The following is a 26881-nucleotide window of genomic DNA, read 5'->3' on the forward strand; positions in this document are numbered from 1 at the left end:
TAAATGATCTTCACATAAGCGGAAGCTCTCTTTTTTTATTTTCATTCGACAAAATAATATTTGGATGGGAGTCCAATATATATTATTAAAATTAAAGTGGTTCAAGTCAGAGAAAGGCACCTTAGGTTGTTTTTTCTTTATGCATTAAAAAGGTATCGACAGCATTCCATAGAAAAAACAAGCTAAGAGTATGCAAGATTTTATACAGTTTTTCGGCTCATTCAGTAACAAACGAGAGCCATAAAACCGCACCAGAATAGGAATGTATAAAAAGATGCATAGAATCATAGAAAAAGACAAAGGCGTATCCCTTGTGAGAGTAAGGGGACAACTTTGTCTTTTCTACCGATAATTTGATGCTTTATGTTAACCAAACGTGTATAGAGTATACAGTCAAAAAAGTACAATACATCGCTCCTTCCAAATGGTACAATTAGGAAAAAAAGGGGGAGAGAATATGTATGATTACAAGTTTGTGAAAGTCGAAATTGATGGATGGAAAGGGCAACCCAAAGAAGATTATAAGCGTATTATTATCGAACATGCTGAGGATGGTTGGGAATTTGTTCAAGCCCTTACTCTAACAACCTCAGGATACACGACTTCTTTGGAGATTATCTTCAAACGAACCAAAGAACTTCTTTAAAGAACGAAAGAGGTTTGCCTTAAATAACATACAAAAAGAACTGAAATATTTTGGGATCTAATTGTTCTCGATTTAACTTATAAGACAAATAAGCTAATATTAATCAACTTCCAATAACGTTATATTATGTGAACACTAAAGTCCTCCAGTTAAACAATCTGGAGGACTTTTAATAGTTTTCTAAATACGTTGAATCCCGATAATGATGCGTTATGTTATCTGAGCATGTATAGAATATACAGTTAACTAAAAATAAAAAGTTTACATTTGAAAATGAACAATAAAAACAGTAGTGTATAAAATCACTACTGTTTTTTATTGTTTCTTGCAAGTAAATTATTTAAATTCTTGTCTATATAATTTAAACGAATAAATAGCTCCAACGAAGAATACAAAGGCTTCAAATAATATAAAGATTTGACGGAAATTCTCGATATCTTTACCAACTAAAGAAATAAATATGCAATTCATTAGAATTTGAGTAGTAAACATACAAGAAATAATTTTAAAATAAATAGGATTTGTTCTTGCATCTGGTTTACCAATTTTTTTGTAAATAATAATAAGTGCAATTACTGAACCCAAAAATAGAAGTGCTGTAAGTCCTACAACGATATTAAAATTGCCTGTACTTTCTAACATCCATTTATTTAATAGATCAATCATTATTATCTTCCTTTCCTACATAAGAGAATATTTCGTTCTTCTTTTTCACTATAATAAAAAAAGAAAAAGGAAAACATCGAACTTTCTTACAAACATTCGTGTATTCTTACAGTTTTGTCATTTTGTAAATGTATTCATCGCCTTTTCTTTCACCATTTTCTTTGGAAAACATAGTGAATTACGAGAAAGAGCGCTACAAGATCAACTTCCAAGAAGTAGTGCACTAAACCTCATAATTAATGCAATTAGTATGTAGAATACTATTTATTTAAGTGAAGCAATAAAAGCTTTGAAGAAAAAAGAACATTTTGATGGTGCTACCCCATCACCATCAAGCTAAGAAAAGCAAATACCCCCAAAACGAGAAAATTGGCATCTCCAGGTGAAAATGTTCAATTTTCTCGTTTTGGGGTGTTATAAAATTTTTAAGTTGATGGGCATGGGATCACCAAAACTTTACGTTTAGACACAATTTAGACACAGATTAACCGATTCCCTGTACGTTAAGGAACCGGTTATAAGTATAGTCGTTCTTGCTGCACTAACTTGCTTCTTCATGAAATAAGAACCACAAAAACCATCCTATTTTGAATGGTTTTTATCTGTATCAGAATGTGATGTTGTACTAGGGTGTGTAAATACACGGTCTAATACTTTTTCAGTCACTGGCATAAAGTAGTTCAATATCAGCCCCCCGAAACTTCAGGTCTTTGTCTTTTTAAACATGAATTACAACCAATCAATAGGATAGCTAGAATGATTTCCCAACTTCCTACCGTTAGCTCCACGTTTTGGGATAGTCCCACCAAAAGTGCATCAAAAGGTGAAGTTCCAAGATCTGATTGTATTGTAAAAGAAATACCAAGGGTTAATATTAAAATTCCTACTACATAAAAAACATATTGCACTTTACCCACCCTCTTTATCATTTGTTGCAAATACAACGAAAATACGTTACGTTTAATAGATAGACTTTTCATTGTATTCGCAACAAAAAATATCTATTAAGGGAGTTAATTATGAAAGAAATTCTTCGTGAAATTGGAATGATTGCAAGGGCTTTGGATTCGATAAGTAATATTGAATTTAAAGAATTTGACCTTACAAAAGGGCAATATTTGTACCTTGTCCGAATATGTGAAAATCCAGGAATTATTCAAGAAAAGGTAGCTGAGATGATAAAAGTTGACCGAACAACAGCAGCTCGTGCTATAAAAAAACTAGAAATAAATGGATTTATTAATAAGAAAGATGATGAACATAACCAAAAAATTAAAAAGCTTTTTCCAACAGTGAAAGGCAAAAATGTTTATCCTTTTATAAAAAGAGAAAATGATCATTCCAATAAGGTTGCATTAGAGGGATTTTCTGAACTGGAAGTAGAGATTATTTTTAATCTTCTTCAAAAACTGAGAAAAAATGTAGAAGTTGATTGGGAATTTGTTAAAAAAGGAAACAAAAGAAATTATTGATTATATAAAAGGGAGCTAAAACACTTCATCATTATTTTTGTTGCAAATGCAATAAAGTTAGGTTAGATTTAATACATGCATTTTTTATTGCAAATGCAACAAAAAACAAGAGGTGAAATTTAATGAGTTGGAAATTAAAAAAATTTGACGAGTTAACAAATACTGAGCTATACAATCTTTTAAAAGAAAGAACCTCCGTTTTTGTGGTTGAACAAAATTGCCCTTATCTAGAAGTTGATGGTAATGATTCTTTTTCTTATCATCTTTTTAAAGAAGACAATGGAGAAATCATTGCCTATTTAAGGATTGTTCCTGCAGGTGTTACCTATCAAGAGATATCTATTGGAAGAGTCTTTGTAAAGAAAGAATACAGGGGCCAAAGAATTGCAGAGAAACTTATAAAAAAAGGGCTAGATTTTATTCAAAACGAATTAAAAGAAACAACTGTTAAAATTCAAGCCCAAGATTATTTAAAAAAATTCTACAGTTCCTTTGGTTTTCAAGCTATATCGGAAACATATTTAGAAGATAATATTCCTCACGTCGATATGCTTTTACAAAGGTAAAACAACTCTTCATTATCGGCAGTGGGATTCCCCTTGGAAATAATAAAATCTTCAATTCTTTCACTTCATTAATGTGAAGCAGAGTATTTTATATCTAAAATCTAATGACTAGAAATAAGTAACTAAAGATGAGGATATTCCATCTAATATGTACTCAAGTAATGTTTGGGAAAGATGTTGGCAGGATGCATTAGGTATTAGTAAATCATATTTTAATCAAATAAAATCGTATCTTAAGAAAGGGGATTACTGGGGAGCATTGGGAATGCTTTCATTGCTTGGGCTACCATATAAGCCTGCGATGTTATTTGCTTTTGCAGTAACTTGCGGGCCAGCTCCAGCTTATATTGCACCTAACCCTCATGAATAATAAGCCTGATATCTTATAAGTAAATGAACTAAAATTAGAATCTTTTATCTTTTTAAACAAGTATTTCTGTTAAATATGAAAATATTAAGTATATTCTGTTGAAAAAAAGTAGATTTGAAGTAAGTTAAACTTTCATATGATATGCTTATTCTATACTAACTAATTTTCAGGTGAGGAGTTGATCGGTTATTACTAGTATAGAGAATATATATAATGTTTCTGTATTCTTAATGCTTTTATCTACTTTTTGTTTTTATCTGTATTTACGAAAAATAAAAAGAGAAAGAAAGCTCACTGGTTTCGAATTTACAATGTATATCATAACACAAGTTAGTTACATTCTTTGGGGAATCTATATTATATATATAAATTTCGCATAATTTCCAAGTCATTACTATATTACGTGGACTCTTATTTCATTTACAGGATAAAGAGCCATATAATGTGCAAAAGCTTTCTTATTAAAATCTATACTTTTTTTCATATTAATTAAACCACCCCGCTACTGTTCCAATCGGTAAAAGTTTCATAGCTATTTATTCTACTTTTTTTTAAATTTATCCATAATATTATGAGCAACTATATTCCATAGTAAAGAAAGTACGGTGACAAAAAGTACAGCTAAAGAAAAATAAATCCTATCCTTCCATGTATCATGTATACTCATGCCCAGTATAATCATTATTAACGCACCAACACATATAACTATTTTTGAAAATTTTCGCATTCTATTATCTCGCTTCCTTCTCAAACTTAAATGAAAATCCCCCGCCATAACCGTTAGGTGAGGTTGCGGAAAAACCTGATTCTTCACCTGCATGGAATCTATAACCATACCCGCCTATTATAATCTCACCTTTCATACATAATGAGCAAAATATATATTGGTTAATTTCACCAAATTTATTATATTTCATTATTACGGACTTTTAAATATTTTATCTTGCTTTACAAGATTTTATGCAAAAAAGACCACCAAAAGGCAGTCTCAAAACTCAATCCTATTCCCCATCCTTCCTTTATCTAAATGTAATTCTATATTCATGATGTTGCTTCTCCCTTTTCCGCAGTCTTTACTGACTATAGGAGAACCACGATTATATACTTAAAATTCAATACAGACTCTTTAAATGGTTTCATGTGTTCTACCTCCACCTTCTATATGCTTCCTTAAATAATAATACCTATGAAGTTCCATAATGAAATGAAACAACATAAACGAAAGCATGGAGTATACACACATTAATACAATTGCTACCATCTTTTGTGTTGCAAAACCAAGACTGATATTAGCAATGAGTTGACCCAATCCTACAAAAGCCAATACTCCGAAACCAGAGTTTTTTTTCGATGACTTTGATTTTTTGATTGGTTCCTGAAGTTTTTTTATATGATTTTTATAATAATAATTCAAAGCAAACATATACAAACCTACTGAAAAAACAAAATAGAGTGGCGTTTGTAATCCTAACATTCCATATGCAAACTTTTGGGTTATAACTAATAATCCTACTGAACATACGATGCCAAATACCCCACGAAATAGAGTGTATTGTAATTGCCGTTTCCGAGGATTTATAACAATCCATATTGCCCATAAATTTAAAAAAGCAACTGGTGGAACTATTATATACATGTATAGTGGTTGAAAAGGATTCGCAAACGCAGGCAAAAGCACAAATATATCTGCTATCCCAATGACAAGAGTAATTATAGTCGATCTTATATCATTTACAGCATAAAGAGCCATATAATATTCAAAAACTTTTTTATTAAAATCTGTATTTTTTTTCATGTTAATTAAACCACCCCGCTACCGTTGACTAAGCTTTTTTCGAATCTGTTTTCACCATATCCTTAATACTTTCATCTTCAACATCACCATGTAAATCAACATCCCATTTTACATCTTTTTTGAAATATCATTCCCTTCTCGAAAAGAAGATCAACCCATTAATACGATCTAGGCTTATCAAAAATCTCAAAAAGCCGGAGATTTTGCCGATATGTCCAAGTTTAGCAGATTACTTGCAAGCATTTCGCACCAAAACCACCTTAAATCAGTATGCCACAATTATCATAAAACAAGTTAAACAGCAACGTAATCAAAAGTTATTCGAAGCATCTAGAGCAGCATATGAAATTGACAGAAAGGCAGATATTTAGATAGAAAAGAATTTTTTTCATAAAAAAGACATGCTAAATTATAGCATGTCATCTTTTAAAGATTTCTACCAAGACGTTTAAAGTATTCTTACTAAAAGGATATTTATAAACAAAAGCTTTATTTATATTTCTAATAACTTTTCACGTAAAACTAATTCTTCATCTGTCATGTATCCTTTATGCATTTCTTCTGTGATTTTATCGTAGTTAAAACACAACACATTCTCATTACCTATAAATCCAATAGGGTAAAGAACACCTACATAATCAAATTCACGTTTATCTTCTGAAATAGCCATTCTTCCAATAATCATAACGCTTTGTTCCATATCTTCTAGCTTAACTACTGTTCCAATTGGTAATAGTTTCATTGATACTTTTGCCTCCTAAATATTAAATAAATTTCGAGAATTATAAATCTACTATTTTTTCTTATTGTCTATACGTTTATAGATATACTCTACTGTAAAGTATGCAATAACATTGCAAATTAGCAGCAAACCTATAAGTAAAATTTTATCTTCTAACCGTATAGTAGAAGAAGCCCCAATTAACAACATAAACATAATACATACAGTAAAAGTCAGAATTCTATTTATTGTACGCATATCTTAATTACTCCAGTCTTATATTAATCCCGTTTTTTTGTAAATTTATCATAAAATTTCTCTTGCGCCCACCGTCCAAATTTTAAAAAACATATTAAACCTGCTCCCAAAAGAATGAGAACGATAGTTCCTAACAACTTTTCCCACCAATTGTTGGATGGAGTAATCATTAACCCTATAATAGATACGGATATTACGACATAAACTAAAATATATAATGGTTTATACGATGGTGTTTTCATATCATTTTTTCTCCTCAGGTTTTTCAAATTTAAAACTACTTCCCACAGTAAACCCCTCTAAAACAGGAACTGTTATACCAGTTTCTTTTCCAACGCTACCTTTCAAACCTATTGCGCCCAATCCCAAATCACCTTTAATTTTTAGATCTGTATCTCCAATAATTGGCAACCAATCTGGAAAATGTAGCATACTTACTTCTACTTCATACTTAAGTGTAGAAGCTTCCGATGCTGCTTTTAAGGAGTAATCGTCAATACCTGCTACAACTTCTCCTGAAAAAATTTTTTGAGTAACTGTAACCTCTCTATCTTTTAATTGTATAATACCTAAAGGTGTCATGAAAGGAATTGTGGATTTAAATTTGTATGAGTTATCTAAAATACCTGTTTCCCCTTTTAAGCCGATAACTTTACTAGCAAATACATCTTCTTTTAAACTCTTCCAATCATATGGTATATTCACATCCAATTTACCAGCTATAGCCTTTGTTGAAAGCTCATCAATATATCGTTCCTTAGTAAGCTTATCACCATTAGAGAAGCTGCTCTTTTTTTCCATTATAGACCCTTCAGCCTCAAATCCAATTCGCTTTCCTTCTTTACCCTTTACTGATCCCTCCATGAACTTAGCATCTTCGTCTCGTGAATTTTTCTTATCTGCTTCAAGAGTTTTCTTCTCTGTAATTGTCTGAATAGGCGCTATCCAATCCATATTCAACCCTTGTGTACTAAATGTACCACTTGCAGGACTAAACCCTTTTCCACTTTGAACTTCAGCAAGACCAATAGCAATACTATATGCTAGTTGAAGTGCTGTATCATAATTACTACTAGAAGTATAATTAAATTCATATAGATGCTCTAGTTTTTCTTCAAGTTTTTTTCTCATCTCAACTAAAACAGCCACAAGTGCATCTATTCCAGGCATTGGTGTAACGGCATTCATCATTTCTATACTTGCAATCGATTGATTAATTTCTTGAATTTGTTCTCGTATTTCTTGCTCAATGACATCTGTTGAAGCTACCTGTGATTGAAATTGACTTGGAAAGGCATTATTCTGACGAATTAGTTCTTCACATAAGTAAATAATACCTTGCGCTAAAGGACGAAAGGTTTGTACAAAAAATGATTTTGCACTACTATATGTTTGTCCTTGTAAAACAGTATCAACTGCAAAAGCATCAATCGACTGAATCGCTTGTTCCATGCCTTGAATAGTAGCGGCACATACAGCATTCATACTTTGAGTTTGGTTTTGTACTTCTCCCAAATACATATTTAAACTCATGAATTGGTCTCCTTTACTAATTTTTGTTTCTCATAAGAAAAATCATTTTCTAAATCCCTAAGATCTCGTTTCTCTTTAAACAATGTTTCTTTTTGGTTTTCCAATTCGAATGTAAGTTTTCGCTCAATGTGTTGTGCTTCTTGACGCATATTCATAAAAAAATAAGATAATTCTTTATCACGATGCCAAGTTTCTAAAATTCGATTAAATAAACGATTACTTCTATTTTTCCATTCATAAAAATTTCGTTCCACATGTTCCTGAGTTTGAATTGCAAATTGATTTCGGACCTGTTCTTCAAATACACTTCGTAACTTTTGATTTACTTGATTAATTTGTTTTTCAATATCTTGACTCATCATATTCCTCCTACTATTTTACTTTACGTAGGTTGTCACATTAGCGAAAAGTATTGTGAAGTTCGTTATCCATTCTCTCAAATTCTTTAGCTACCGAATGAATATTATCAACCGCTTGTTGAAAAGCAGCGGAAAATTGTTTCGTCAAGTCTAAAACTTGCTGATTTGCTTCTTGTGATTTGAAATTAACAGACAACGTTGTACGCGTCGCCTTTGTTATAGGACGATTTGTTGCACTTTGAATCCTATCAGAGGCTAATCCCATTTTCGTAGCAATTTGCGTTGCTTTTTGTAAATTACTTTGAAATTGTCCCATTCTTTCAAATCCTTTCTATAAATTTTCCAAATGCATTAAAGAAATCTCATTATATATATCCCTATCAATATCACTCGCTGGGCATGCAATCAAATGAGCCATACAATATAAGCTGTATGGCTCATTTGAAATGCTTGTTATATAGAATAAAGCGTTTTTAATTCAAACCGAAATTACGTGATAATTCTTCATCATGAGAAGCAACAGCCTCTGCAGTTTTATTAAGCTGCATATTAATTTCTTGTAATAACTGTGCGAAGTTTTGTACTTTTGGCTTTAATTGATTGAACTGTTGATCAAAACCTTCGAAAGCACGACCTTCCCATTCTCCTCTTAATTCATTTTGTAAGTTTTGTAATTGACTTAAAATGTCCTCAATTTGATTTGCACCTTGTCCATATTGAGTCGCTTTTGATTTAAGCTCCTCTGGTGACATACGAATTTGTCCAGCCATTTTCATTTCCCCTTTAATACATAATGAGTAAAATATAAATTGGTTAATTTTACTAAATGCAATTACAATATTTTATTATGAATTTTTAAACATTTTATCTTTCTATTGAATATTAGAATATTAATATTCAATTTTTCTTGCTTCACAAAATTCCATGAAAAAAACACCACCAAAAAGCAGTCCCTCAAACAGAAATTTTATGTTAACTTGTAACAAAAAAAGAGGAGCCATCTCCTCTTAATAAATAGACACTATTTAATTTGTTCCTTATACTCATGGTTAACGAGTACATACCATTTTCCTGTATCAAATTTTTCTTTATTAATCACGTAAACTTTATTTTCTCTCTTTACATCCCCTGGTTTTAATTCCTTAGTAATAGTAGAGGTCTCGCCTTTTTCAACCCCATAACTACTAGCTGCCCACACATCACTTTGGTAAGCATTATCATTTTCATCCACTAAATCCACTGATGGTAAAGCGGCTAATTTCATCGATTCGTTTGTGATATTTTTCCCTTCTACTTCTACCACAATAAAGACATGTCCATTTTCAGGTTCTTGGAATCCGATGCTTTCTTTACCAACCTTATCTCTTTCTACAACTCTTTTTACAGTTACATCAAATTTAGGTGTATGAAAATCCTTGTTTACAGCATACTCTTTTTCTTTTACTTTTGATTTCTCTTTTGTTTGTTCTGTATTTTTCTGCTTTGCATTCTCTTTCGTTTTCACCTCATCAATTGTTTGCACTTTTTTTTCTTCTTGTTTAGAATTGGTTTCTTTAGATTCTGAAGAAGTTTTGTCGGATGTATTGCCGCAACCAGATAAATTGAATACTAAAGCGCCACCTAAAATACATGTAGTAAATTTTTTCAACATCTCTTTTTATCCCCCAATAACACGATATATAAATTCCTTACTTATCGTAGCAAAAAATACAATCTTAAATTGTTGCATCTTGTCGAATGATTAAGAATAATCAATTGTTTTTATTGCATATAAAAAAACATGATCTTGATGTAGTACCAAGATCATGTTTTACGTTGATGTTATTTATAAAATACTTTATCCACATTATACTTCGCTTGGAATTCGTTAATCATATATGTTTCGTAAATTTCTCTTTCCATCGGATCTTCTACAATACATACATCAATACGATACACTTCATCATGATGATTTTTAATACGTTGTCTTACTTTACGTGCTTTCCCAACAAAAAGAAGTTCGTCATTCAAATTATAGTTAAAAAATAAGGAGAATTATATGATAGGAGTTGCAAATATAAACAGTCGCTGACCATTAGTCTACAACCAACCCCCACACTCCCCAAAAATATATCAACGATTATCCAATTATATCGACGTTTCGACACAACATATCGACTTATCGACAAATCCCGCAAAAGTTAGCGCCAAAACCACCAACCAATCCCACAACCGTATCAAACACCCCACCAAAAGGCAGTCCCTCAAAACTCAATCCTATTCCCTATCCCACGCTCTACCGCTTTCTCATACAAATACTTCGCAACGATAATATCTACTACAGCCAAACCAACTGATTTGAAAATAGTAATCTCTTCATCGTTTTCCCTACCAGCTTTTTCCCCGCTTATAATTTGACCAAGCTCTGCGTGGATGTCGCTTGCTTTGAATAAACCTTCTTGTATCGGAACTTGAAGATCCCCTGTTTCTTCTAGTGCTGCTTCTTTTGATTCGACTACTACTTTGTTTGCGCCCACGATGGCGCGAGATGGTAGTTCTTGCATGTTCGGTTTGAATGAGCCGACGGCGTTTACGTGGACGCCTTTTTGTAGTTTTTTTGAGAAGACTGGTGTGGATGCATTCGTAGTTGTGACGATGATGTCTGCTTCGCTTATTGCTTCATTTGCATTTGTTTTAACATAAGCCGGTTTACCAAACTTCTCCTGTATATATTGCGCAAATGCATATGCTTTTTCTTCTGTTCGATTGTATAAAATGACCTTTTCAATATCTCTCACCGCAAATACAGCTTCAGCGATTCCTTTCGCCTGTTCACCAGTGCCGATAATACATAAAGTTTTTGCGTTATGACGAGCTAAATGTTTTGTCGCTACTCCTGATAGGGCGCCTGTTCGAATCATCGTTAAGTAGGATCCTTCTAAAAGTGCGAGCGGTTCTCCCGTTTGAAAGTCAGATAGCATAACAATCCCGTTTATCGTTTTCTTTCCTATCTTTTTGTTCTCAGGGACTACTGTTACTACTTTTAAACCGATTGCCTCAAGTCCTTCCGCTACTGAAGGCATAATCAATGCCGTATTTTGCTCGTTCGCAAATGGTAAGGAACCTCGTATTGGCGTGATTGTTCTTTCTGCGGAAAATTCTTTTAAAGCAAGCGCCGCGTATGCAATGACTTCGTTCATATTTACTAAGTTTCTTTGTTCGTTCGCGCTTATGACTAACATATTTATTCACCCCTCTTCTTATCCTAACAAAAATCCCCGATTCAAATCATCTCTCGGGTCTACAACGAACTGATGAAATCCTGTAATAAATGCATACCCCGTTACTTTCGGAACGACAGCTTCATATGTATCTACCGCTGTTACCGACAATACTTCTCCCTCAAATTTCCCGTCAGTAATGCATTCATGGACGAAAATTTCTCCCTTTTGTAAAACATCTTTTTCAAAAAGGGTTGCGATTCTTGCGGAAGTTCCTGTGCCACAAGGAGAACGGTCCACTTGCCCGTCAGCAAAGATCGTTACATTTCGTAAAGTTGCACCTTCTTCTTTCGGTTCATCTGAGAAAATAACGCCGTATATTCCTTTTAGCCCTTCTTCAAGTGGATGCTTTACTTCCATTTTGCTCTCAATGTAGTGCTTAATTTTACCGCCCCACGTTTGAATAGCAGCTAAGTCTTTAAAATCGACCTTCAAACCAAATTCTTTACTATCCACAACAGCGTAGAATGCTCCGCCAAACGCGATATCTACTTGAAATTCATAGTTATCTATTTTAATAGGAACGTCTTTTTTGTATACAAATGAAGGGACATTCTCAAATGATACGGACTCTACTTCGCTACCGTTATATTTTGCGTACGCAATCACTTCCCCAGCAGGGCTATCAATGATGAACTTTTGTTTCTCACCTGTCACTTCAAACATACCAGTTTCAATTCCGACTGTAATAACAGCAATAATGCCATGACCACACATCGTACTCCAACCTTCATTGTGCATAAATAACACACCAAAATCAGCGTGAGCACTTGCTGGCGGTGTAATAATACAACCGTACATACCGTGATGTCCCCTCGGCTCATACATAAGAATTTCGCGAAGATGATCCAAATGTTCCATGCAGTATGCGCGTCTTTCCAGCTGCGTTTCTCCTTTTATGTCTGGCACGCCGCCCGTAATAATTCGAAGCGGTTCCCCAGCTACGTGCGCATCAATTGTCGTGTATATTTTACTAACCTTCATTTCTATCTCTCCCCTATATGTTGATACTATTTCCTTTGCAAATATCATGCCAACGCATAGGGTATAGATTTGTATACATTGTTTAAAAAAGCATACACTACTGTCTACTTTTTTATACAGTAGACAGTCGGTGAGTATTAACCCCTAGTCCCGTACTCACCAAATCCAAAACAAAAAACCCCGAAAACTCAGGGTGTGATGCCGCATAGGCGAGGTTATAGTTCCTTTTAAAATAGATTTGCGGGATTTGAGCCAAAATCAAATTCAATTCGGCAATTTTTCCCACTCACTTAAATACATGACATCTTGTTTTACGTTTTTCTTTTCAGGAAGTAAACATAGAAATTCTAAAGAATTACCGTCAGGATCATAAAAATAAAGATTTGCAGTAGGTGTCCAAGTCTGGACCATAGGCTCTGAAGGTTCAAGACCAAAAGCGGCCCTTGGGTTTATTCCTTTATTAAGAAGCCATTCTCTTGCATGAATGATTTCTTCATAGTTAACCTTGAATGCAAAGTGACTTGTATGGAATGCGTCTTCTGATACCTCCCAAATACCCAGCATTTGTTCCTTTTTATTATCTTTATCAAACCAAAAGAATGCTACACGGCGTTCTTCAATTGTAAGAGCATGAAATAATCCAAGTTTAGTATAAAACTCCTTTGCCACTTCTAAATTTTTTGTTTTAACATGTGTTTCATATAAAGTACCTGGAAACAAAGCATATTCCCCCTTTATATTTTTAGAAATTCTTACTATAAAACCTATTTTTATAAACTAAAAATAGAAGTGATATCATATTCTTCTTACATGTTTTTCAAATTTGTAGCACTAATGCTGAATAAAATAGAAAATTCTCTCCCCCCGCCACATATACTGTTCAAAAGCAAAAGGAAGTGATCCAATGTACTACGGAACAAAAGGCTGGTACGTAGCTGAATTAAAAAAATTAGGCGTGCGCTATCATGAAGGACGAAAATTAGAAAGTTACCGCGGACACGTCTTACGTAATTTACTAACTGCAGAACAGGAGAAGACAAAAAAAGAGTAATCTGTTATCGAGTGCTTCTCGGCATTTATCAGCGATTCAACAATTCCCTCCATTCCACCAACCAATCCCACATTCATACAAAGCAAAAAAAAGTCACCCAAACGGGTGACCTTTCTTATTCACAAACAAGAATTTGTCTAGTAAATGATCCTTTTCTTGTAACACAGCGATCGGTAATTTCGAATCCTGCTTCATGGATCATGTCGTCCATTGTTTCCATCGTAACAACGACTACCTTTTTAGCGATGCGGCGCGCACTTGAAAGAATGGAGAACTGGTCTTCTGGTGTGGCATGCGTAAATAAGTCATACGGCATATCGATAATGGCAACGTCGTAGTTCTCCGTAATTTCTTCGATTGGACCTTTTGTTACTGTTCCTTCAAACCCGAAATGTGCGATATTTTTTCTCGTTCCAAGAACTACAAGTGGATTAATATCTCTACCAACGATGTTAATCCCCATAGAAAGTGCTTCTACTACTACTGTTCCAATACCGCAGCACGGATCAATCGCTCGTACTCCATCTGGATTTGGTACAGCAATATTTGCAACTGATCTCGCAACACGTGTGCTAAGAGATGTCGAATAACTATGCGGTTTTTTTATGTGATGATACCAAACTGGCTCACTTTCTACATAGTGTCCGAAGTACCAGCGTCCTCCAAGAGGAACAATCCCGAATACACGCTCTGGATTACGAACATCCGCTTCTCCTTCAATATGCATACCGAGGTCGCGTTCAATGAGACGTCTTTCCCCATATTCAATTTTATTTTCTTTCCCAAGGTCATTGATTTTAACGAAGATAACTTTAAATGACGCCCCCGCCAAATCAATTTGTTCCACTTGTTTTAGAATACTGTCTAAGTCGTCTCCTTCATACATAACCTCAACGCGCTCTTTCATAAACGCACTTCTACTCGGATCAATTTTGACATCACTTTTCAAAATATTAACGTGAGACTCCATTCCAAAGAACGAGCGCATTTCCAAGTAACATAAAGCACGCTCCTCCTCACGAAACGCATACGTATATATACATGCAGGTGTTTTACTATGATTACTCAATCTATTATCATCCTTTATCGTTTAAAATTATTATGATTACAATTATTCGAATATCTTTTCACGTAAAATTAAATGATATCACATGCCAGAAATAAAGAGAAACGTTAATAAATAAAAGAGACTGCCATTGGCAATCTCTTTTTATTTATTAACGGAAAGAAGATACGCTATTACCCTTTGCTTCGTAATAATCTAAAATACCTTGATAAATCGCTTCGGCTGCATCTTGTCTCTGTTTTGGTGTAGCAATTTTATCTGCATCACTTTTATTATCTACAAATGCTAATTCTGTTAATACAGCTGGCATTGTATTTTCTCTAGTTACGTATAAGTCCTGATGTCTCACACCACGATCTTTTGTTCCAAGTGCTGCTACAAGACGGTCTTGAATTTTTTGTGCTAATAAAATACTGTCTTGTACATGTGGATTCGTTGCTCTTGGCGCTGCTGACTTATAATATAATGTTTCTGTACCTTGTCCATTTTTCTTTTCAGAACCATTAGCATGGATACTTACAAAAATATCTCCATTATTTTTTTGAGCAAACTCTACACGTTTCTTTAATGAATCAGGACCACTTGTTCCTGGGCGTGTATCATCTGTACGAGTGAACATCACAGTAAATGGTGCCTTTTGCTCAAATATTTTCTGTAATCGTAATGATACGTCTAATACTGTTTCGCTTTCTTTCTCATAATAACCAGGATTGCCCGAGTCAATTCCACCGTGACCTGGATCAATAATAATCGCTTTACCTTCTAGGAAGTTATCTTGCTTCGCTGGATTTAATTGATTTTTATCAACCCATTGGAAGCCACTATTTGTACGGATACGAATCCAACTATCTTTTTCTTCAATAACTACTACTTTTTGCGCTTCACGTTTCGCTAGCACTTTAGAAGAATGTGACGCTTCTGCATATGTTGTAAATCCTTCATTAATAACTTCTGTTTTTTCTTTTAAAGGTGTCCATTTCTCACCTTTGCTCGTTACAATTTTAATCCATCCATCTCGCTCTTCTTTTACTACAACTTTTTGTGGCTCATGTTGCATGTCAGTGATTCCTGATGATAAAGATGGTTGGTGATATGTAATGAACTTACGATCTATATACATTTCCTTCGTTGTTTCTTCTGGTTTGCTAGTATTATCATTATTTTTCTTTAGCTTGTCCGCTTTATACGTCATTTGCGCTGCTTGCTCACGTGGTATAGACAGATCCGGGCTCCAAATTGTCTTCCCAGTACCAGCAGAAATCTCTAACGCTACTAAAATATTTGCTGCTTCTTTACCGAAATGACCTTCTAAATCAGTAAATGGATTCGTGATTGGGGCTGGTACTAAACCTTTTAATTTATAAGCCTTAACAAGCATAGAAGCCATTTCAGCACGCGTTACTTTTCCATCAGGATCAAATACGCCTGCTCCTCGGCCTGCAATGATATTTTCTTTTTCAATTGCTGCAATATACTGAGTTGCCCAATGATTTTTTGAATCATGAAAAGATGGTTTCCCAGCTGGATCCACTTTTAATCCAATTGCTTTCGCTATAATTGTCGCTGCTTCCGCACGTGTTAAAAGACCTTTTGGAGCAAACGTATCACTTGTCATACCGCTAATGACATCTCGCTCTACTAAATAGTAAATTGCGTCTTTTGCAAATGAGTCGTCTCGAACATCTGAAAACTTCTTCGTTTCTGCTAAACTACTAACTGGATAAGCTAGTAAACTTGCTGCTAACATACCAGCAGCTATTGCCTTGTACTTCATAAAAATTAAATCTCCTCTCGAAATCTCACGTTATATAATTCTCTTAATCAAACTAATATTAAAAATATTAATTGGAAAATAACTCCTATAATAGTTTATAACATTCTATCACTGTAGTAAATACGTTTCCCGCTCATATTATTAAAGATGAATATATAAGGAACAATAAATATAAATGAAATTCAAAAAAGAGATTCGTTATTCATTAAACGAATCGCCCTTTCTATACTACCTAAAGTTTTCTTCGACATATGTCTTACCTTAATATTCTCTACCTTATTTACTTCCTTTTCCCCTGAAATTTCTTTAGCACTTTCTGTAGAACATCCACTTAACGCTAAACTTACTACGATACCACCCATCAATAGTTTCTTCATATTTATCCCCAAATAAAAAGCTGATTAAAAACAACATTTTCAATCAGCCCTTTCTATTTTCTATGAAATTATCCTTCAATTAAATGAGACATTACATATGCATATACTAACGCTTCTGTATGTGCAATCGAACTTTCATGTGTACGCTCAAATGCATGAGAAGAATCAATACCCGCTCCAATTAATGCATGTTTCACATCAAATCCAGCGTGAATCGCAGCTGATGCATCCGATCCATAGTACGGATAAATATCTACTTTATATTCAATATGATTCGTTTTCGCAAGCTCTACTAAATGTTTACGCAGTGCATAATGATACGGACCGCTAGAGTCTTTTGCACAAATAGATACTGTATATTCGTCAGATGCTTGTCCATCACCTAACGCCCCCATATCAACTGCTAAATATTCAACCGTTTCTTCTGGAATGTTAGAGTTACCACCGTACCCAATCTCTTCATTATTAGAAATTAAGAAATGAGTTGTATATGGTAATGTTACGTTTTCGTCTTGTAATCTTTTAATTAATTTTAATAGAATCGCAACACTTACTTTGTCATCTAAATGACGTGATTTTATGTATCCACTGTCTGTAATTTGAACGCGCGGATCGAATGAAACGAAGTCTCCTACTTCAATTCCTAATTCACGTACTTCATCAGCTGAAAAGACACGCTCATCAATACGAACCTCAATATTTTTCTCATCACGTTTCGCTTCACCTGCATCTTTATATACATGCACAGATGTTTGATGCATTAAAATCGTTCCTGTATACGTCTTACCGCTTGATGTTTCAATTTCGCAATATTCCCCTTCTACAGAGTTCCAGCGAAATCCACCAATCATAGAAAGACTCAGACGACCGTCAGACTTAATTTCTTTCACCATCGCACCTAACGTATCAACGTGTGCCGTTAATAAACGGTGCTGTGCATCATTTTTACCTTTTACCGTTAAAATGAGAGCCCCTTTATTGTTACGCTTCGTTTCTACGTTCCACTCACTTACATAGTTTTCAATAAAACGAATGATTTTCTCTGTATTTCCAGACGGACTCGGAATAGAGACAAGCTCCTTAATAAGTTCCATCGTTTCTTTCGTATGATGTGCCATTGTCGTTTCCTCCTCATTTTCTCTATTATTTAGTATACCGAATTTACTATAAATCCTCTACTCATATAGCTTAATTTTCTAAATTGCGGTAAAATTCTTTTTAGTATACAAAAGGAGGTATAAAATATGAATATATCAAAAAAAAATATATACACTGCACTCATTTGGTTTCTAGCACCCTTACTTTGTTTACAAGTTTCTTATGCAGTTCACACTACTACTTCTATTACAATTGGCTGGATATTAACAGCTATCTTCTTCATTATTAGTTTATTTGCAACAAAAAAGCATAGCGTTACTCACTAACGCCATACTTTCCCTACGAAACTATTCTTCTGAAACATCTAATAAATAAATGCCTCTTTCAAACCCACCGCGCTCTATTTCTTTTCGCTTACGAAGACGTTCTACATCTTCAATTGTTGCACCTTCTGCACGCGCTAATGAGATGATCACTTCCAGTGCATCCGCAAGAGAATCTAGCGCATGTTCACGCTCTTTCATAGAAGCAAATTCACGAATTTCTTCTGTTCCAATTTTCGCTAAAGCTTGTATGTATGCTTGTCCTGTTAAATTTTGTGCTGTATATGTTTTTCCAGACATTAAAATCTTCTCTGGAACACGATCTCTTACTAACTTGTTATATGCTGACATCATTTATCCTCCTATGTTTAATAACATCCGAGCTCTGCTGTATAGAAAAACCACTTCTTCGTCACACACGCACTAAGCATATCAATTCCTGATCCATGTGCTCTTACATGCGGAAAGAAATAGTGCTCTGATTCTTCTTCCTTACCATATAAAGTTTGGTACGCAGCTGGAATTGCTTCTTTTTTCACATCTTTTTCTTTCGTCACCCCGCCAGAAAACGCAACGCTTGGATGTCCTTCAAAAAACAAAGCAGTTCGCACCGCCATAGATGGTGTACTATGCAAAGCATAATATGCTATTACAATCATGCCGATAACACCGATAATTTTCTTCATATATTACTCCTTAAAAAAAGTGCTAACACAATTATACTAAAATGTGTTAGCACTTTCTCCCCTTTACTCTAAATTAGCCGGCAGTAAAACTACCACTAATTAAAATTTCATTTTATTCTCCTTTAAATGCTGGCAAACGCTTTTCTAAAAATGCAGCAATACCTTCTTTATGGTCCGCTGTTTGTCTCATCGCATATTGCCCGCGTTTTTCAAGCTGCAGCGTTTGTTCTAAATTAGAGCGATTTACTTCACATAAAATTTGCTTCGTTTGAATCATTGCTTTAATCGGCTTTTGTGACCATTCACTAATTTTTTGCTTCACAGCCGTTTGGAAATCCTCGCTGATTACTTCATCAATTAAACCGATATCAAGCGCTTCCGTTGCTGATAATTTCTTTCCTTCCCAAATAATCTGCTTCGTCATGTTTTCACCGACGCGCTTTTGAAGGAAGAAATGGCCGCCACCATCTGGAATTAAAGCGATTCCAATAAAGTTCATCGCAATAATTGATGAAATATCCGCCATTACATAGTCAGCTGTTAATGCAATACTTAATCCAAGACCAGCAGTTGGTCCATGAATAGCACTAATCACAAGCTTCGGCATCGTATATAAAGTCACGACAACTTCAGAAATGGTATTCATAATACCATCAAACTTGCTTTCATCATTACTTGAAAGCATCGATTTAATATCTCCGCCCGCAGAAAAACCACGGCCGTTCCCGCATAACACAACAATATGTGCAGAACTCTCCGCTACTTCTTTCAGTTTTTGTAATAGCTCTTTTAACGTTGGCTCATCTAATGCATTTAACACTTCTGGGCGATTGACCATAACCGTTGCAACGCGCCCTTCATATTTCACAACGACAGATTCTGTTTTACTTGTTACTTCCATTATATATCCCCCTCTTTTCTACATAAAGATTATACTTATATAATTATAGAAAGAAGGTGAAAAACCCTTCTTTTTTCTTAATTTTCTGTCTAATAATCTCGTAATTTGTATATGACCTTGTATAAAACATACAATTCCGTTGAAAAATATAGAAATTAAAGTCGGTTTATCCATACTTTTCATCTATTTACCATTACAATGAAATGGTGTATTCTTAAGTTTGATATAAAAAATTAAATATAGAAATTCTTTTTCCTTCCTATTAATATAGAGGTTTTGAAATAAAGGAATGAAGAAATGGAGGAACATATGGTTACTAAGTTAAAACAGACGGCTAATTCCTTCCCGCATTTCCTACTGCTATTCATTGTGTTTCAACCAATTTTAGATTTATTAACATCTTTTTCAATCTATGTATTACACATGAGTGCAACAGTCGGAATCGTAGTCCGTTTCGCCTTTATGCTTCTTGCATTAGGTTATCTACTTCTTCATCATAAACAACAAGGCGCGAAAAAGTATATTCTTTATTTATGTCTATTTGGCATCGTACTCGCAATCGGCCTTGTGAATAATTTAATGGTCAAATCTCCAGTTTCATTTGGAGAAGAAGTGAAATTTATTTTGAAAAGTGTATATCCAATTGTACTACTGTTTGGATATATTATCGCACTAAAAGAATTAAAAAATAACGAATATGCGTTTCATAAAATCATTACGTACTTCTTATATGCAACGTTAATTTTAAGTATTTCAATCATCGCAGCTATGGCAACTGGTACAGATTTCCCAAGCTATCCAAACTCAAAGATCGGTTCAAGAGGATGGTTCTTTGCTGGAAATGATTTAAGTTCCATTTTCGCCATTATGTTCCCAATCGTTGTCTTATACTCGGTTCATAAAACAACTTCTTTCTCAAAAGCGTATTACTGGATTCCAACTGTACTTGCGATGTATGCAAGCATTATGATTGGAACAAAAGTAGGCTATGGTGCCATCGTTATTACACTAGGTATCGCCCTTTTCTTCCTATTCATTGAATATATGATTCATCGTAAAAAAGAAGGAAAAGGATTCACATATCTTGTAAATACAATTGTTGCTGCTGTCGTATTAGGAGGGTTACTCGTACTTACACCGCAAACTCCTATCGCAAAAAACATGACCATCCATTTACAAATATATGAATACAAAAAATCAGTACAAGAAGAAAAAGACCGAAAAGAAGGAAAAGTAGTTGAAGAAGAAGAACATAAACAAGGCGAACTAACAGACTCTGAAGTGAAAAGTTTAATTTACAGTGATCGCGACAAATTTTTAAAAGTATATAAACAATACTATAAAGAAGCACCACTGTCTCAAAAACTATTTGGAATGGGCTACGCTGGTAACTATACAACAAAAATGAAGTTAGTCGAAATGGATTTTTACGACATATTCTTCGCATTTGGTATTGTCGGATTCCTTATGTACTTACTACCGCTTCTTTATTTCGGTATAAAAATATTCATTCGCATCATCACAAACTTCAAGAAGCTATTTAGCGTAAAACATATGCTACTAACTAGCACACTCGTCCTATCGCTCGGAATCGGCTTTATGTCCGGCCACGTATTAACAGCACCAGCCGTAAGTATATTCTTTACTGTCATACTTGCTTATATGGTTGTTGATTTGGAAATTGAATAACATTGAAATGCCATGCCCCTATTTTAAGGGCATGGCATTTTTTATACTTGCTATGTTTACTTCTTGCAACAATCAAACAGCATAAGTCCCATGCTCGCACATAACTGAATCATAGAAAAAAACCCTTGCAGGAAATTTCCTGCAAGGGTTTTTCGTCAATAACAGATATACTATCTATTATTATTTTTGAACAATAGCAGTTGATGCAGTTACGTTACCAAGTGATAACTTGTTACCTGCAGCATCTGTAATGTTGATTTCTTGGTTATATGCACCTTTTGGTACTACACTAATTGTTGCAGCTTGAGCAACGTTTAGCTCTTTTTCAGTTGTTAAGTAAACAACGTTTTTCTCTTTTTCGCCGCCATGCTTAATACCTTTAACTGCTGTATTGTTGCCATTTACAACAACTTTTAAGTCATTGATAAATTGAGCGTCATCTGCAGCGAACTCTTTAACGTTCTCATCAAATGTAACTTTGATTGTATTTGAAACTTCAGCTTCATTCGTAGCTTTCACATAAACAGCGCTTGCTAATTTTGGAGCTGTGTTATCAGCGAATTTGATTAAGCTTTCAACTGGAGCTTTTGTTTGAGCGTTAGCTACTACTTTGCTTCCAGAAGCAGTTAATACGTTTGTGCTAATTGTAAATTTAGCATCTTGAGCTTTTGCAAAATAATTTTTAGGTAAAGAAATCTTAACGATTTGTTTGCTACCAACGAACTCTGCAGTTGTACCTGCTGGTAATGCTTTACCGTCAATTTTGTAGTTCTCTACATCTTTCGCGTTACCGCTCATGTCTTGACCGTAATTTACAGTGATTACATCGCCTTCGATTGAAATAATGTCAGCATTTTTTTCTACTACAGGTGTTACGATACCTGTTGTAGAAACAGTTGTATTAAATGCAACGTTGCTATTAGTGTTTACAGAGTAAGAAGCTAAGTTCTCATCTTTTGCAAAGTTAACAGCACCAGCTTTTACTTCTACTGTGTATGGCTCATCTTTTGCTGCTGAAGCAAGTTTAATGTTTAATACATCGCCAACAGCTGTGATTTCAGATGTTACAACTACGCCATCTTTGTCACGTACTACGATTTGGTTTTTATTATTTACAGCAATTTTACCGTTGAATTTAACTAGTAAGTTATTACCTTCAATTTTGTTTAAGCTATCAGTAGATACTTTTGGTGTAGCAGTATCTTCAGTTAAAGAAACACTCATATCAACTGGTTTACCAAGTAAGTTTACTGTATCTTTGAAGTTTTTAAGGTTAACACTTAAATCAACGTTCTTTTCGCTACCTGCATATAATGGGTTACGAGCTCCCTTTTCATCTTCTTTAACAGAAACGATGTATGAAGTTGCATCTTGTGGATCAATTGTAAATTGTACTACACCGTTGCCGCCTACAGTATCATATGCTGCTGTTGGGAACGTGTAGTTACCTTTTTTCACAGTTACTTCAGGGTGTTGGCTTAATGGCTCTGAGAATGTAACTTTGAAAGTACGGTTGTTAATAGCTTTAACTTCTTTCACTTCTGGTGCTGTTGTATCAGAAGATACAGTGTATTTTGTTGTTAAGATTGATGCTTTATTAGCATTTACGCGTAATGTATCTTCAGCATCGTATACAACTACTTCATGATCGCCTTTTGCGAAGATTCCATTATTATCAATTGCAGAAGTTGTTAAAGTGTATACACCTGGTGTTTTACTTGCAACTTTTGCACCTTCGATTTTAACGCCGTCAATTTTAACGTCAGCATTTTCTTTTACTGGTTTGTTGAATGTTAACTCAACTGTTTTACCAATAACGCGTGCACCTAATAATTCTGGAGCTTTTGAATCAGAGAATGTTTTTTCTGAATCAAGGTATTTTTCTACAGGTTTTAAGTCAGCACCTAATACGCCTGTAGTTGAATGTACTGCATATTTGTCAGAGTTAGCAAATGCTTTCTCAGTTTTTAATTTGAACGTTACGCTCTTACCATCTTTTGAAAGAATACCTTTTTTACCAGCTTCACCTTCAAAATCAGCAGCTGTTAAATCAGCACCATTTTGTTTGAAAATGTAGTTAGCTTCGTTAACCGCAGATTTTTCATTTACTGGGTTTGTGAATGTAACTTTAATTTCTTGCGCGTTGATTGCACTTACAGATTCAACTTTAGCTTCTGTTTTTACTTCTGGGTGATAGTTCATAGCATTGTAGATGAACTGTGCAGCTTGCTCACGAGTTACAACACCATTTGGATTAAATTTGCCTTCACCTTCACCAGCTACGATACCTAAACTTGCAAGAGCTTCAATTGAAGATTTTGCAGTTGCCCAAGGTAAACCTTCGATGTCATTGAAAGATTTTTTGTTGTTTTCATCAGCTTTGAAACCGTATGCGTTAACAAGAAGCTGTGCCATTTGTGCACGAGTTAATTTCTCGTCTGGACCGAATTTATTGTCGCCTAAACCAGCCATGATTTTGTTAGCTTCAGCAGCTGCGATGAATTTAGCATAAATGCTGCTTTCTGGTACATCTGTGAATGGAGTTTTCGTTGAACCAGCTTCAATGCCTTTCGCTTTTACCATGAAAGTAGCTACTTGAGCACGAGTTACATCGTTACCAAATCCGAATAGGCCATCACCAATACCTACGATAATACCTTTTGCAGCCATAGAGTTGATCGCATCTGCAGACCAATGTCCTTTAGGAACATCTTTAAATGCACTCTCTTCTGCTGCTGTAGCAACTGGAGCTACTACGCCAGCCACCATTGCAGCTGTCATTGTACCAGCCATTAATTTGTTAAAAGACTTATTTTTTGCCATTGATTTATTTTCCTCCTTGAGAAATATAATACTAGCTTTAGAAATATGTATTTGAAAAACTAGTGATTTACTAAATTCATATATTAATCTACAAACACTTTTTGGAGAATAGTAATTTATTAGCCATAATAAATACTATCTTTTTCCAAAAAGTTAAACCATGTATATAATACGTCATAATTCTTTTTTTTAAAAGATTTTTTTATCGCATAATTCGACAAATTTACAATATTTGTCGAATTATATATTTATCAACTTTTCTAATATGTAAACGTATATACATCGCTTGTATTTAATATACAAATAGCATTATAGCACATAATATAAATGAAATGACAATTTATACTTTTTAAAATTATCGACACTCTTCGACAAGAATACGCTTTATTTTTGTTATTTTGTCGAATTATTTGTTATAAATTTCTATAAAGTGGGATTATTTTCATATAAATGTTATTAAATAACATCCAGTACGCTCATTCATTTTTTTCGAAAAACAAAAAGACTGATCCTCTAAGTGACCAGTCCTTTTGTTTTTTCTTTATTGGTGTTTTACGTACTCTATATTTTCTTTTGCCACATACGCTTCATTTACAGCAGGGTCATCAGAAATGATTTTAACCCACGCTTGTCCATTTATTGTTTCTTCGCCTGTAATCGTAACAACTTTATTTGCCGTTAAGTTATACAGTCGTTCATTCGACGTACGAGGATCCTTTTTCACTTCTACCTTATTCGTTACACGTGCAAGCTTATATTTGTTGTACTCTTTTTTACCTAAGTACGAATCAAAACGGAACATATGCCCTGCTACTTTTTTACCCCAGTTTGCATCAGATGCATATTTCATATTTAAACCGCCAGCTTTATCACCTGTATATGTTGCCGTATAGCGCCAATGCCCTGGATTTAAATATCCTTCACTCATATATACTTTTGCAGCATGTTCAATACAATCTTCTTTTGAATTAAATGATAGACCGTTACCAAATGGACTATTATCTGTTGCATTTAAGCCAAATAAATTATTTTTTTCTCGTGCAAGCCTACTTGTCCCAAAATCACTCTCATGAGCTGCTAATGAATATAGGAATAATGCATTTACATTATACTTGCTTTCTACTTCTTTAAATTTCGCACCTAAACCGATTAATGGAGAATCTGCTTTAACTGATTTTATATAACTATCTAATTGTTCTGCCGTGTACTCTGTTTTAGAACGTAATGATACGTAATTAAAATATTGATAGAACGTTTCATTTCCGAATGTTTTTCCATCTACACTATACATTGATTGCCCTTGTTTCATGAACGAAGGGGCTGCACCAAATCTATATTCTGTATATCCAGGTGAGCTTGTATTATACGTGAAATATCTGTGATATAAATATCCATCTGGTTTTACGTAATAAGATGACTTCTTCATTTCATTTTCAGGAATTAAAGTGACTTCATTTTTTTGCACATAACCTGTTAAATCAGAGAGTTGTACTTTCACACGATCTTCTCCAACTTCTAACACTTTAAGTTCCGTTCCATACTGAATGTACGTATATACTGTTTTTAAATTATCACCGTAAACATTAATTGTATCTCCAGAAATTTGCTTCGCCGCTGCAAAGCCATCTTTAATCCATACGTATTCATTTTCATACTTCACTGCATTCATGCCTTTATTTTGTGCAGCTGTAACAGCTTCTTTATATGTAGTGTAACGCTCTACTACTTTTCCTGCATCATTTAACAACACATAATTCTTTGTTTCTATTGGAGTTTCCCCACCGTTGTTACCAATTTTACCAAGCATTAAGTTCAGCATCGCCGAAGCCATACCTCTTGTCGCTGATAAGTGTGGTCTAAACGTATTATCTTCTGGATAGCCTTTAATAATACCCGTTGCTACCATAACTTGTACATGTTCTTTATAGTTAATACGATTCGTATCAGCAAATGTAAGCGGGCTTACATTTACGTTAACCTTTTTATAATCTAGTGCCTGCTTTACCATTACGGCCATTTCTTCACGTGTAATCACATCATTTGGTGCAAAAGTCTCAGGACTACGCCCTTTAATAATTCCCGCTCCGAACGCTCTACTTACACCGTCATATAATCCGTATGCTTTTGGCACATCATTAAAATTCGAATCTGCTTGTGGAAGTTGCAGGGCTTTCGCTACTAATGTAGCAAACTCTGCTCTCGTTATCTCTTTGTCAGGTGAATACACATTATTTCCATATCCTGACATGATCCCTTTATTAATAAGAGTACGCATATGCTGCTCAAATAGATGACCTGTAATATCATCACTCGCCGCATAACTTGAAATAGGAGTTAAAAACAATGACCCCGTTAACGCAACTGCTGTAATACCTTTTGAAAATTTCTTCACGGTTATGTAATCCTCCTCGTAATCTACGAATTTATCATTCCAACACCGATTATATACTAATTATATAAACA

27 protein-coding genes and 5 pseudogenes are annotated in these 26881 nt (G+C 34.4%); 7 read left to right on the forward strand and 25 right to left on the reverse strand.

Annotated elements, in window-relative coordinates:
* Positions 1-457: 457 nt before the first annotated feature.
* Positions 458-646: a DUF4177 domain-containing protein gene (locus ACXY7N_RS15975; protein WP_016133748.1), complete on the forward strand. Its 189-nt coding sequence runs from the start codon at positions 458-460 to the stop codon at positions 644-646.
* Positions 647-982: 336 nt separating this feature from the next.
* Here the strand turns inward: ACXY7N_RS15975 and ACXY7N_RS15980 are convergent, their stop codons facing one another.
* Positions 983-1312 carry a hypothetical protein gene (locus ACXY7N_RS15980; RefSeq protein ID WP_016089116.1) on the reverse strand — a complete coding sequence of 110 codons (330 nt, stop codon included), beginning with the start codon at positions 1310-1312 and terminating at the stop codon, positions 983-985.
* 139 nt (positions 1313-1451) lie between these two features.
* On the opposite strand from ACXY7N_RS15980, the pseudogene ACXY7N_RS15985 reads away from it, so the two are divergent.
* Positions 1452-1565 (forward strand): annotated as a pseudogene (locus ACXY7N_RS15985) (transposase); the annotation flags it as partial.
* A gap of 439 nt (positions 1566-2004) precedes the next feature.
* Here the strand turns inward: ACXY7N_RS15985 and ACXY7N_RS15990 are convergent.
* Positions 2005-2220, reverse strand: a pseudogene (locus ACXY7N_RS15990) (DUF6198 family protein); the annotation flags it as partial.
* Between the two features lie 111 nt (positions 2221-2331).
* Between ACXY7N_RS15990 and ACXY7N_RS15995 the strand changes: the two are divergent.
* On the forward strand, positions 2332-2784 hold the full coding sequence (locus ACXY7N_RS15995) for a MarR family winged helix-turn-helix transcriptional regulator (RefSeq protein WP_016089118.1): 453 nt from the start codon (positions 2332-2334) through the stop codon (positions 2782-2784).
* Positions 2785-2906: 122 nt separating this feature from the next.
* Complete coding sequence (locus ACXY7N_RS16000) at positions 2907-3350, forward strand: GNAT family N-acetyltransferase (protein WP_016089119.1); 444 nt, start codon at positions 2907-2909, stop codon at positions 3348-3350.
* A 1101-nt stretch (positions 3351-4451) separates the two neighbouring features.
* Here ACXY7N_RS16000 and ACXY7N_RS16005 read toward each other — a convergent pair.
* The 14 genes and pseudogenes from ACXY7N_RS16005 to ACXY7N_RS16070 all read right to left on the reverse strand — a co-directional run bounded on the left by ACXY7N_RS16005 (position 4452) and on the right by ACXY7N_RS16070 (position 13350).
* The gene (locus ACXY7N_RS16005) at positions 4452-4637 is read right to left on the reverse strand and encodes a hypothetical protein (RefSeq protein ID WP_082181347.1); all 186 of its coding nucleotides are present in this window, start codon (positions 4635-4637) and stop codon (positions 4452-4454) included.
* Between the two features lie 21 nt (positions 4638-4658).
* Positions 4659-4728, reverse strand: a pseudogene (locus tag ACXY7N_RS16010) (ornithine cyclodeaminase); the annotation flags it as partial.
* Between the two features lie 118 nt (positions 4729-4846).
* On the reverse strand, positions 4847-5515 hold the full coding sequence (locus tag ACXY7N_RS16015) for a hypothetical protein (protein ID WP_016133745.1): 669 nt from the start codon (positions 5513-5515) through the stop codon (positions 4847-4849).
* 493 nt (positions 5516-6008) lie between these two features.
* Positions 6009-6257 (reverse strand): DUF4176 domain-containing protein, encoded by a 249-nt coding sequence (locus ACXY7N_RS16020; protein ID WP_016133744.1) that lies wholly within the window; start codon positions 6255-6257, stop codon positions 6009-6011.
* A 260-nt stretch (positions 6258-6517) separates the two neighbouring features.
* Entirely contained in the window at positions 6518-6736 is a 219-nt protein-coding gene (locus tag ACXY7N_RS16025; protein WP_000856866.1) for a hypothetical protein, read from the reverse strand.
* 1 nt (position 6737) lies between these two features.
* A complete protein-coding gene (locus ACXY7N_RS16030; RefSeq protein WP_016133743.1) occupies positions 6738-8027 on the reverse strand; it encodes a T7SS effector LXG polymorphic toxin in 1290 nt (429 codons plus the stop codon).
* Entirely contained in the window at positions 8024-8386 is a 363-nt protein-coding gene (locus tag ACXY7N_RS16035; protein ID WP_016133742.1) for a DUF3958 family protein, read from the reverse strand. Before ACXY7N_RS16035 ends, ACXY7N_RS16030 begins: the two co-directional genes overlap by 4 nt.
* Positions 8387-8426: 40 nt before the next feature.
* The gene (locus ACXY7N_RS16040; RefSeq protein WP_016133741.1) at positions 8427-8702 is read right to left on the reverse strand and encodes a TIGR04197 family type VII secretion effector; all 276 of its coding nucleotides are present in this window, start codon (positions 8700-8702) and stop codon (positions 8427-8429) included.
* A 157-nt stretch (positions 8703-8859) separates the two neighbouring features.
* Complete coding sequence (locus tag ACXY7N_RS16045) at positions 8860-9156, reverse strand: WXG100 family type VII secretion target (protein ID WP_016133740.1); 297 nt, start codon at positions 9154-9156, stop codon at positions 8860-8862.
* A 251-nt stretch (positions 9157-9407) separates the two neighbouring features.
* A complete protein-coding gene (locus ACXY7N_RS16050; RefSeq protein ID WP_016133739.1) occupies positions 9408-10037 on the reverse strand; it encodes a DUF4352 domain-containing protein in 630 nt (209 codons plus the stop codon).
* Positions 10038-10207: 170 nt separating this feature from the next.
* Positions 10208-10414: pseudogene (locus ACXY7N_RS16055) on the reverse strand (GIY-YIG nuclease family protein); the annotation flags it as partial.
* Positions 10415-10629: 215 nt separating this feature from the next.
* Entirely contained in the window at positions 10630-11607 is a 978-nt protein-coding gene (locus tag ACXY7N_RS16060) for an ornithine cyclodeaminase family protein (RefSeq protein WP_016133737.1), read from the reverse strand.
* A gap of 18 nt (positions 11608-11625) precedes the next feature.
* Positions 11626-12678: a proline racemase family protein gene (locus ACXY7N_RS16065; protein ID WP_154214391.1), complete on the reverse strand. Its 1053-nt coding sequence runs from the start codon at positions 12676-12678 to the stop codon at positions 11626-11628.
* 216 nt (positions 12679-12894) lie between these two features.
* Entirely contained in the window at positions 12895-13350 is a 456-nt protein-coding gene (locus ACXY7N_RS16070; RefSeq protein WP_016089127.1) for a VOC family protein, read from the reverse strand.
* Positions 13351-13481: 131 nt separating this feature from the next.
* On the opposite strand from ACXY7N_RS16070, the pseudogene ACXY7N_RS16075 reads away from it, so the two are divergent.
* A pseudogene (locus ACXY7N_RS16075) lies at positions 13482-13681 on the forward strand (YflJ family protein); the annotation flags it as partial.
* Between the two features lie 115 nt (positions 13682-13796).
* Here ACXY7N_RS16075 and ACXY7N_RS16080 read toward each other — a convergent pair.
* The 4 genes from ACXY7N_RS16080 to ACXY7N_RS16095 all read right to left on the reverse strand — a co-directional run bounded on the left by ACXY7N_RS16080 (position 13797) and on the right by ACXY7N_RS16095 (position 18016).
* Positions 13797-14750 carry a TRM11 family SAM-dependent methyltransferase gene (locus ACXY7N_RS16080; RefSeq protein ID WP_016133735.1) on the reverse strand — a complete coding sequence of 318 codons (954 nt, stop codon included), beginning with the start codon at positions 14748-14750 and terminating at the stop codon, positions 13797-13799.
* Positions 14751-14898: 148 nt separating this feature from the next.
* The gene (locus ACXY7N_RS16085) at positions 14899-16521 is read right to left on the reverse strand and encodes an N-acetylmuramoyl-L-alanine amidase (protein WP_016133734.1); all 1623 of its coding nucleotides are present in this window, start codon (positions 16519-16521) and stop codon (positions 14899-14901) included.
* Positions 16522-16703: 182 nt separating this feature from the next.
* Complete coding sequence (locus ACXY7N_RS16090) at positions 16704-16898, reverse strand: hypothetical protein (RefSeq protein WP_016133733.1); 195 nt, start codon at positions 16896-16898, stop codon at positions 16704-16706.
* A 68-nt stretch (positions 16899-16966) separates the two neighbouring features.
* Positions 16967-18016, reverse strand: coding sequence for a M42 family metallopeptidase (locus ACXY7N_RS16095; protein ID WP_016133732.1), 1050 nt, complete (start codon positions 18014-18016; stop codon positions 16967-16969).
* Positions 18017-18142: 126 nt separating this feature from the next.
* Here ACXY7N_RS16095 and ACXY7N_RS16100 point away from each other — a divergent pair, with 126 nt between their 5' ends.
* On the forward strand, positions 18143-18322 hold the full coding sequence (locus tag ACXY7N_RS16100; protein ID WP_016133731.1) for a hypothetical protein: 180 nt from the start codon (positions 18143-18145) through the stop codon (positions 18320-18322).
* A 21-nt stretch (positions 18323-18343) separates the two neighbouring features.
* On the opposite strand, the gene ACXY7N_RS16105 is transcribed toward ACXY7N_RS16100, so the two are convergent.
* The 3 genes from ACXY7N_RS16105 to ACXY7N_RS16115 form a co-directional block, all read right to left on the reverse strand.
* Positions 18344-18670, reverse strand: a complete 327-nt coding sequence (locus ACXY7N_RS16105) for a nucleoside triphosphate pyrophosphohydrolase (RefSeq protein ID WP_016089133.1) — start codon at positions 18668-18670, stop codon at positions 18344-18346.
* Between the two features lie 17 nt (positions 18671-18687).
* Positions 18688-19005: a hypothetical protein gene (locus ACXY7N_RS16110; RefSeq protein ID WP_016133730.1), complete on the reverse strand. Its 318-nt coding sequence runs from the start codon at positions 19003-19005 to the stop codon at positions 18688-18690.
* A gap of 112 nt (positions 19006-19117) precedes the next feature.
* Complete coding sequence (locus tag ACXY7N_RS16115) at positions 19118-19906, reverse strand: enoyl-CoA hydratase (protein WP_016089135.1); 789 nt, start codon at positions 19904-19906, stop codon at positions 19118-19120.
* Positions 19907-20215: 309 nt separating this feature from the next.
* Between ACXY7N_RS16115 and ACXY7N_RS16120 the strand changes: the two genes are divergently transcribed.
* Complete coding sequence (locus ACXY7N_RS16120; protein WP_016133729.1) at positions 20216-21595, forward strand: O-antigen ligase family protein; 1380 nt, start codon at positions 20216-20218, stop codon at positions 21593-21595.
* A gap of 180 nt (positions 21596-21775) precedes the next feature.
* On the opposite strand, the gene ACXY7N_RS16125 is transcribed toward ACXY7N_RS16120, so the two are convergent.
* Positions 21776-24418 (reverse strand): S-layer homology domain-containing protein, encoded by a 2643-nt coding sequence (locus ACXY7N_RS16125; protein WP_016133728.1) that lies wholly within the window; start codon positions 24416-24418, stop codon positions 21776-21778.
* A 541-nt stretch (positions 24419-24959) separates the two neighbouring features.
* Positions 24960-26810 carry an S-layer homology domain-containing protein gene (locus tag ACXY7N_RS16130; protein ID WP_016133727.1) on the reverse strand — a complete coding sequence of 617 codons (1851 nt, stop codon included), beginning with the start codon at positions 26808-26810 and terminating at the stop codon, positions 24960-24962.
* Between the last annotated feature and the right edge of the window lie 71 nt (positions 26811-26881).

The sequence above is a fragment of the Bacillus sp. 5w2 genome (assembly GCF_054353775.1).

What these genes read in the sequence shown, in the direction of transcription:
- ACXY7N_RS15975 (WP_016133748.1), top strand. Translation starts at nt 458, where the DNA reads ATGTATGATTACAAGTTTGTGAAAGTCGAAATTGATGGATGGAAAGGG.
- ACXY7N_RS15980 (WP_016089116.1), bottom strand. Translation starts at nt 1,312, where the DNA reads ATGATTGATCTATTAAATAAATGGATGTTAGAAAGTACAGGCAATTTT.
- ACXY7N_RS15995 (WP_016089118.1), top strand. Translation starts at nt 2,332, where the DNA reads ATGAAAGAAATTCTTCGTGAAATTGGAATGATTGCAAGGGCTTTGGAT.
- ACXY7N_RS16000 (WP_016089119.1), top strand. Translation starts at nt 2,907, where the DNA reads ATGAGTTGGAAATTAAAAAAATTTGACGAGTTAACAAATACTGAGCTA.
- ACXY7N_RS16005 (WP_082181347.1), bottom strand. Translation starts at nt 4,637, where the DNA reads ATGAAATATAATAAATTTGGTGAAATTAACCAATATATATTTTGCTCA.
- ACXY7N_RS16015 (WP_016133745.1), bottom strand. Translation starts at nt 5,515, where the DNA reads ATGAAAAAAAATACAGATTTTAATAAAAAAGTTTTTGAATATTATATG.
- ACXY7N_RS16020 (WP_016133744.1), bottom strand. Translation starts at nt 6,257, where the DNA reads ATGAAACTATTACCAATTGGAACAGTAGTTAAGCTAGAAGATATGGAA.
- ACXY7N_RS16025 (WP_000856866.1), bottom strand. Translation starts at nt 6,736, where the DNA reads ATGAAAACACCATCGTATAAACCATTATATATTTTAGTTTATGTCGTA.
- ACXY7N_RS16030 (WP_016133743.1), bottom strand. Translation starts at nt 8,027, where the DNA reads ATGAGTTTAAATATGTATTTGGGAGAAGTACAAAACCAAACTCAAAGT.
- ACXY7N_RS16035 (WP_016133742.1), bottom strand. Translation starts at nt 8,386, where the DNA reads ATGAGTCAAGATATTGAAAAACAAATTAATCAAGTAAATCAAAAGTTA.
- ACXY7N_RS16040 (WP_016133741.1), bottom strand. Translation starts at nt 8,702, where the DNA reads ATGGGACAATTTCAAAGTAATTTACAAAAAGCAACGCAAATTGCTACG.
- ACXY7N_RS16045 (WP_016133740.1), bottom strand. Translation starts at nt 9,156, where the DNA reads ATGGCTGGACAAATTCGTATGTCACCAGAGGAGCTTAAATCAAAAGCG.
- ACXY7N_RS16050 (WP_016133739.1), bottom strand. Translation starts at nt 10,037, where the DNA reads ATGTTGAAAAAATTTACTACATGTATTTTAGGTGGCGCTTTAGTATTC.
- ACXY7N_RS16060 (WP_016133737.1), bottom strand. Translation starts at nt 11,607, where the DNA reads ATGTTAGTCATAAGCGCGAACGAACAAAGAAACTTAGTAAATATGAAC.
- ACXY7N_RS16065 (WP_154214391.1), bottom strand. Translation starts at nt 12,678, where the DNA reads ATGATATTTGCAAAGGAAATAGTATCAACATATAGGGGAGAGATAGAA.
- ACXY7N_RS16085 (WP_016133734.1), bottom strand. Translation starts at nt 16,521, where the DNA reads ATGAAGTACAAGGCAATAGCTGCTGGTATGTTAGCAGCAAGTTTACTA.
- ACXY7N_RS16090 (WP_016133733.1), bottom strand. Translation starts at nt 16,898, where the DNA reads ATGAAGAAACTATTGATGGGTGGTATCGTAGTAAGTTTAGCGTTAAGT.
- ACXY7N_RS16095 (WP_016133732.1), bottom strand. Translation starts at nt 18,016, where the DNA reads ATGGCACATCATACGAAAGAAACGATGGAACTTATTAAGGAGCTTGTC.
- ACXY7N_RS16100 (WP_016133731.1), top strand. Translation starts at nt 18,143, where the DNA reads ATGAATATATCAAAAAAAAATATATACACTGCACTCATTTGGTTTCTA.
- ACXY7N_RS16105 (WP_016089133.1), bottom strand. Translation starts at nt 18,670, where the DNA reads ATGTCAGCATATAACAAGTTAGTAAGAGATCGTGTTCCAGAGAAGATT.
- ACXY7N_RS16110 (WP_016133730.1), bottom strand. Translation starts at nt 19,005, where the DNA reads ATGAAGAAAATTATCGGTGTTATCGGCATGATTGTAATAGCATATTAT.
- ACXY7N_RS16115 (WP_016089135.1), bottom strand. Translation starts at nt 19,906, where the DNA reads ATGGAAGTAACAAGTAAAACAGAATCTGTCGTTGTGAAATATGAAGGG.
- ACXY7N_RS16120 (WP_016133729.1), top strand. Translation starts at nt 20,216, where the DNA reads ATGGTTACTAAGTTAAAACAGACGGCTAATTCCTTCCCGCATTTCCTA.
- ACXY7N_RS16125 (WP_016133728.1), bottom strand. Translation starts at nt 24,418, where the DNA reads ATGGCAAAAAATAAGTCTTTTAACAAATTAATGGCTGGTACAATGACA.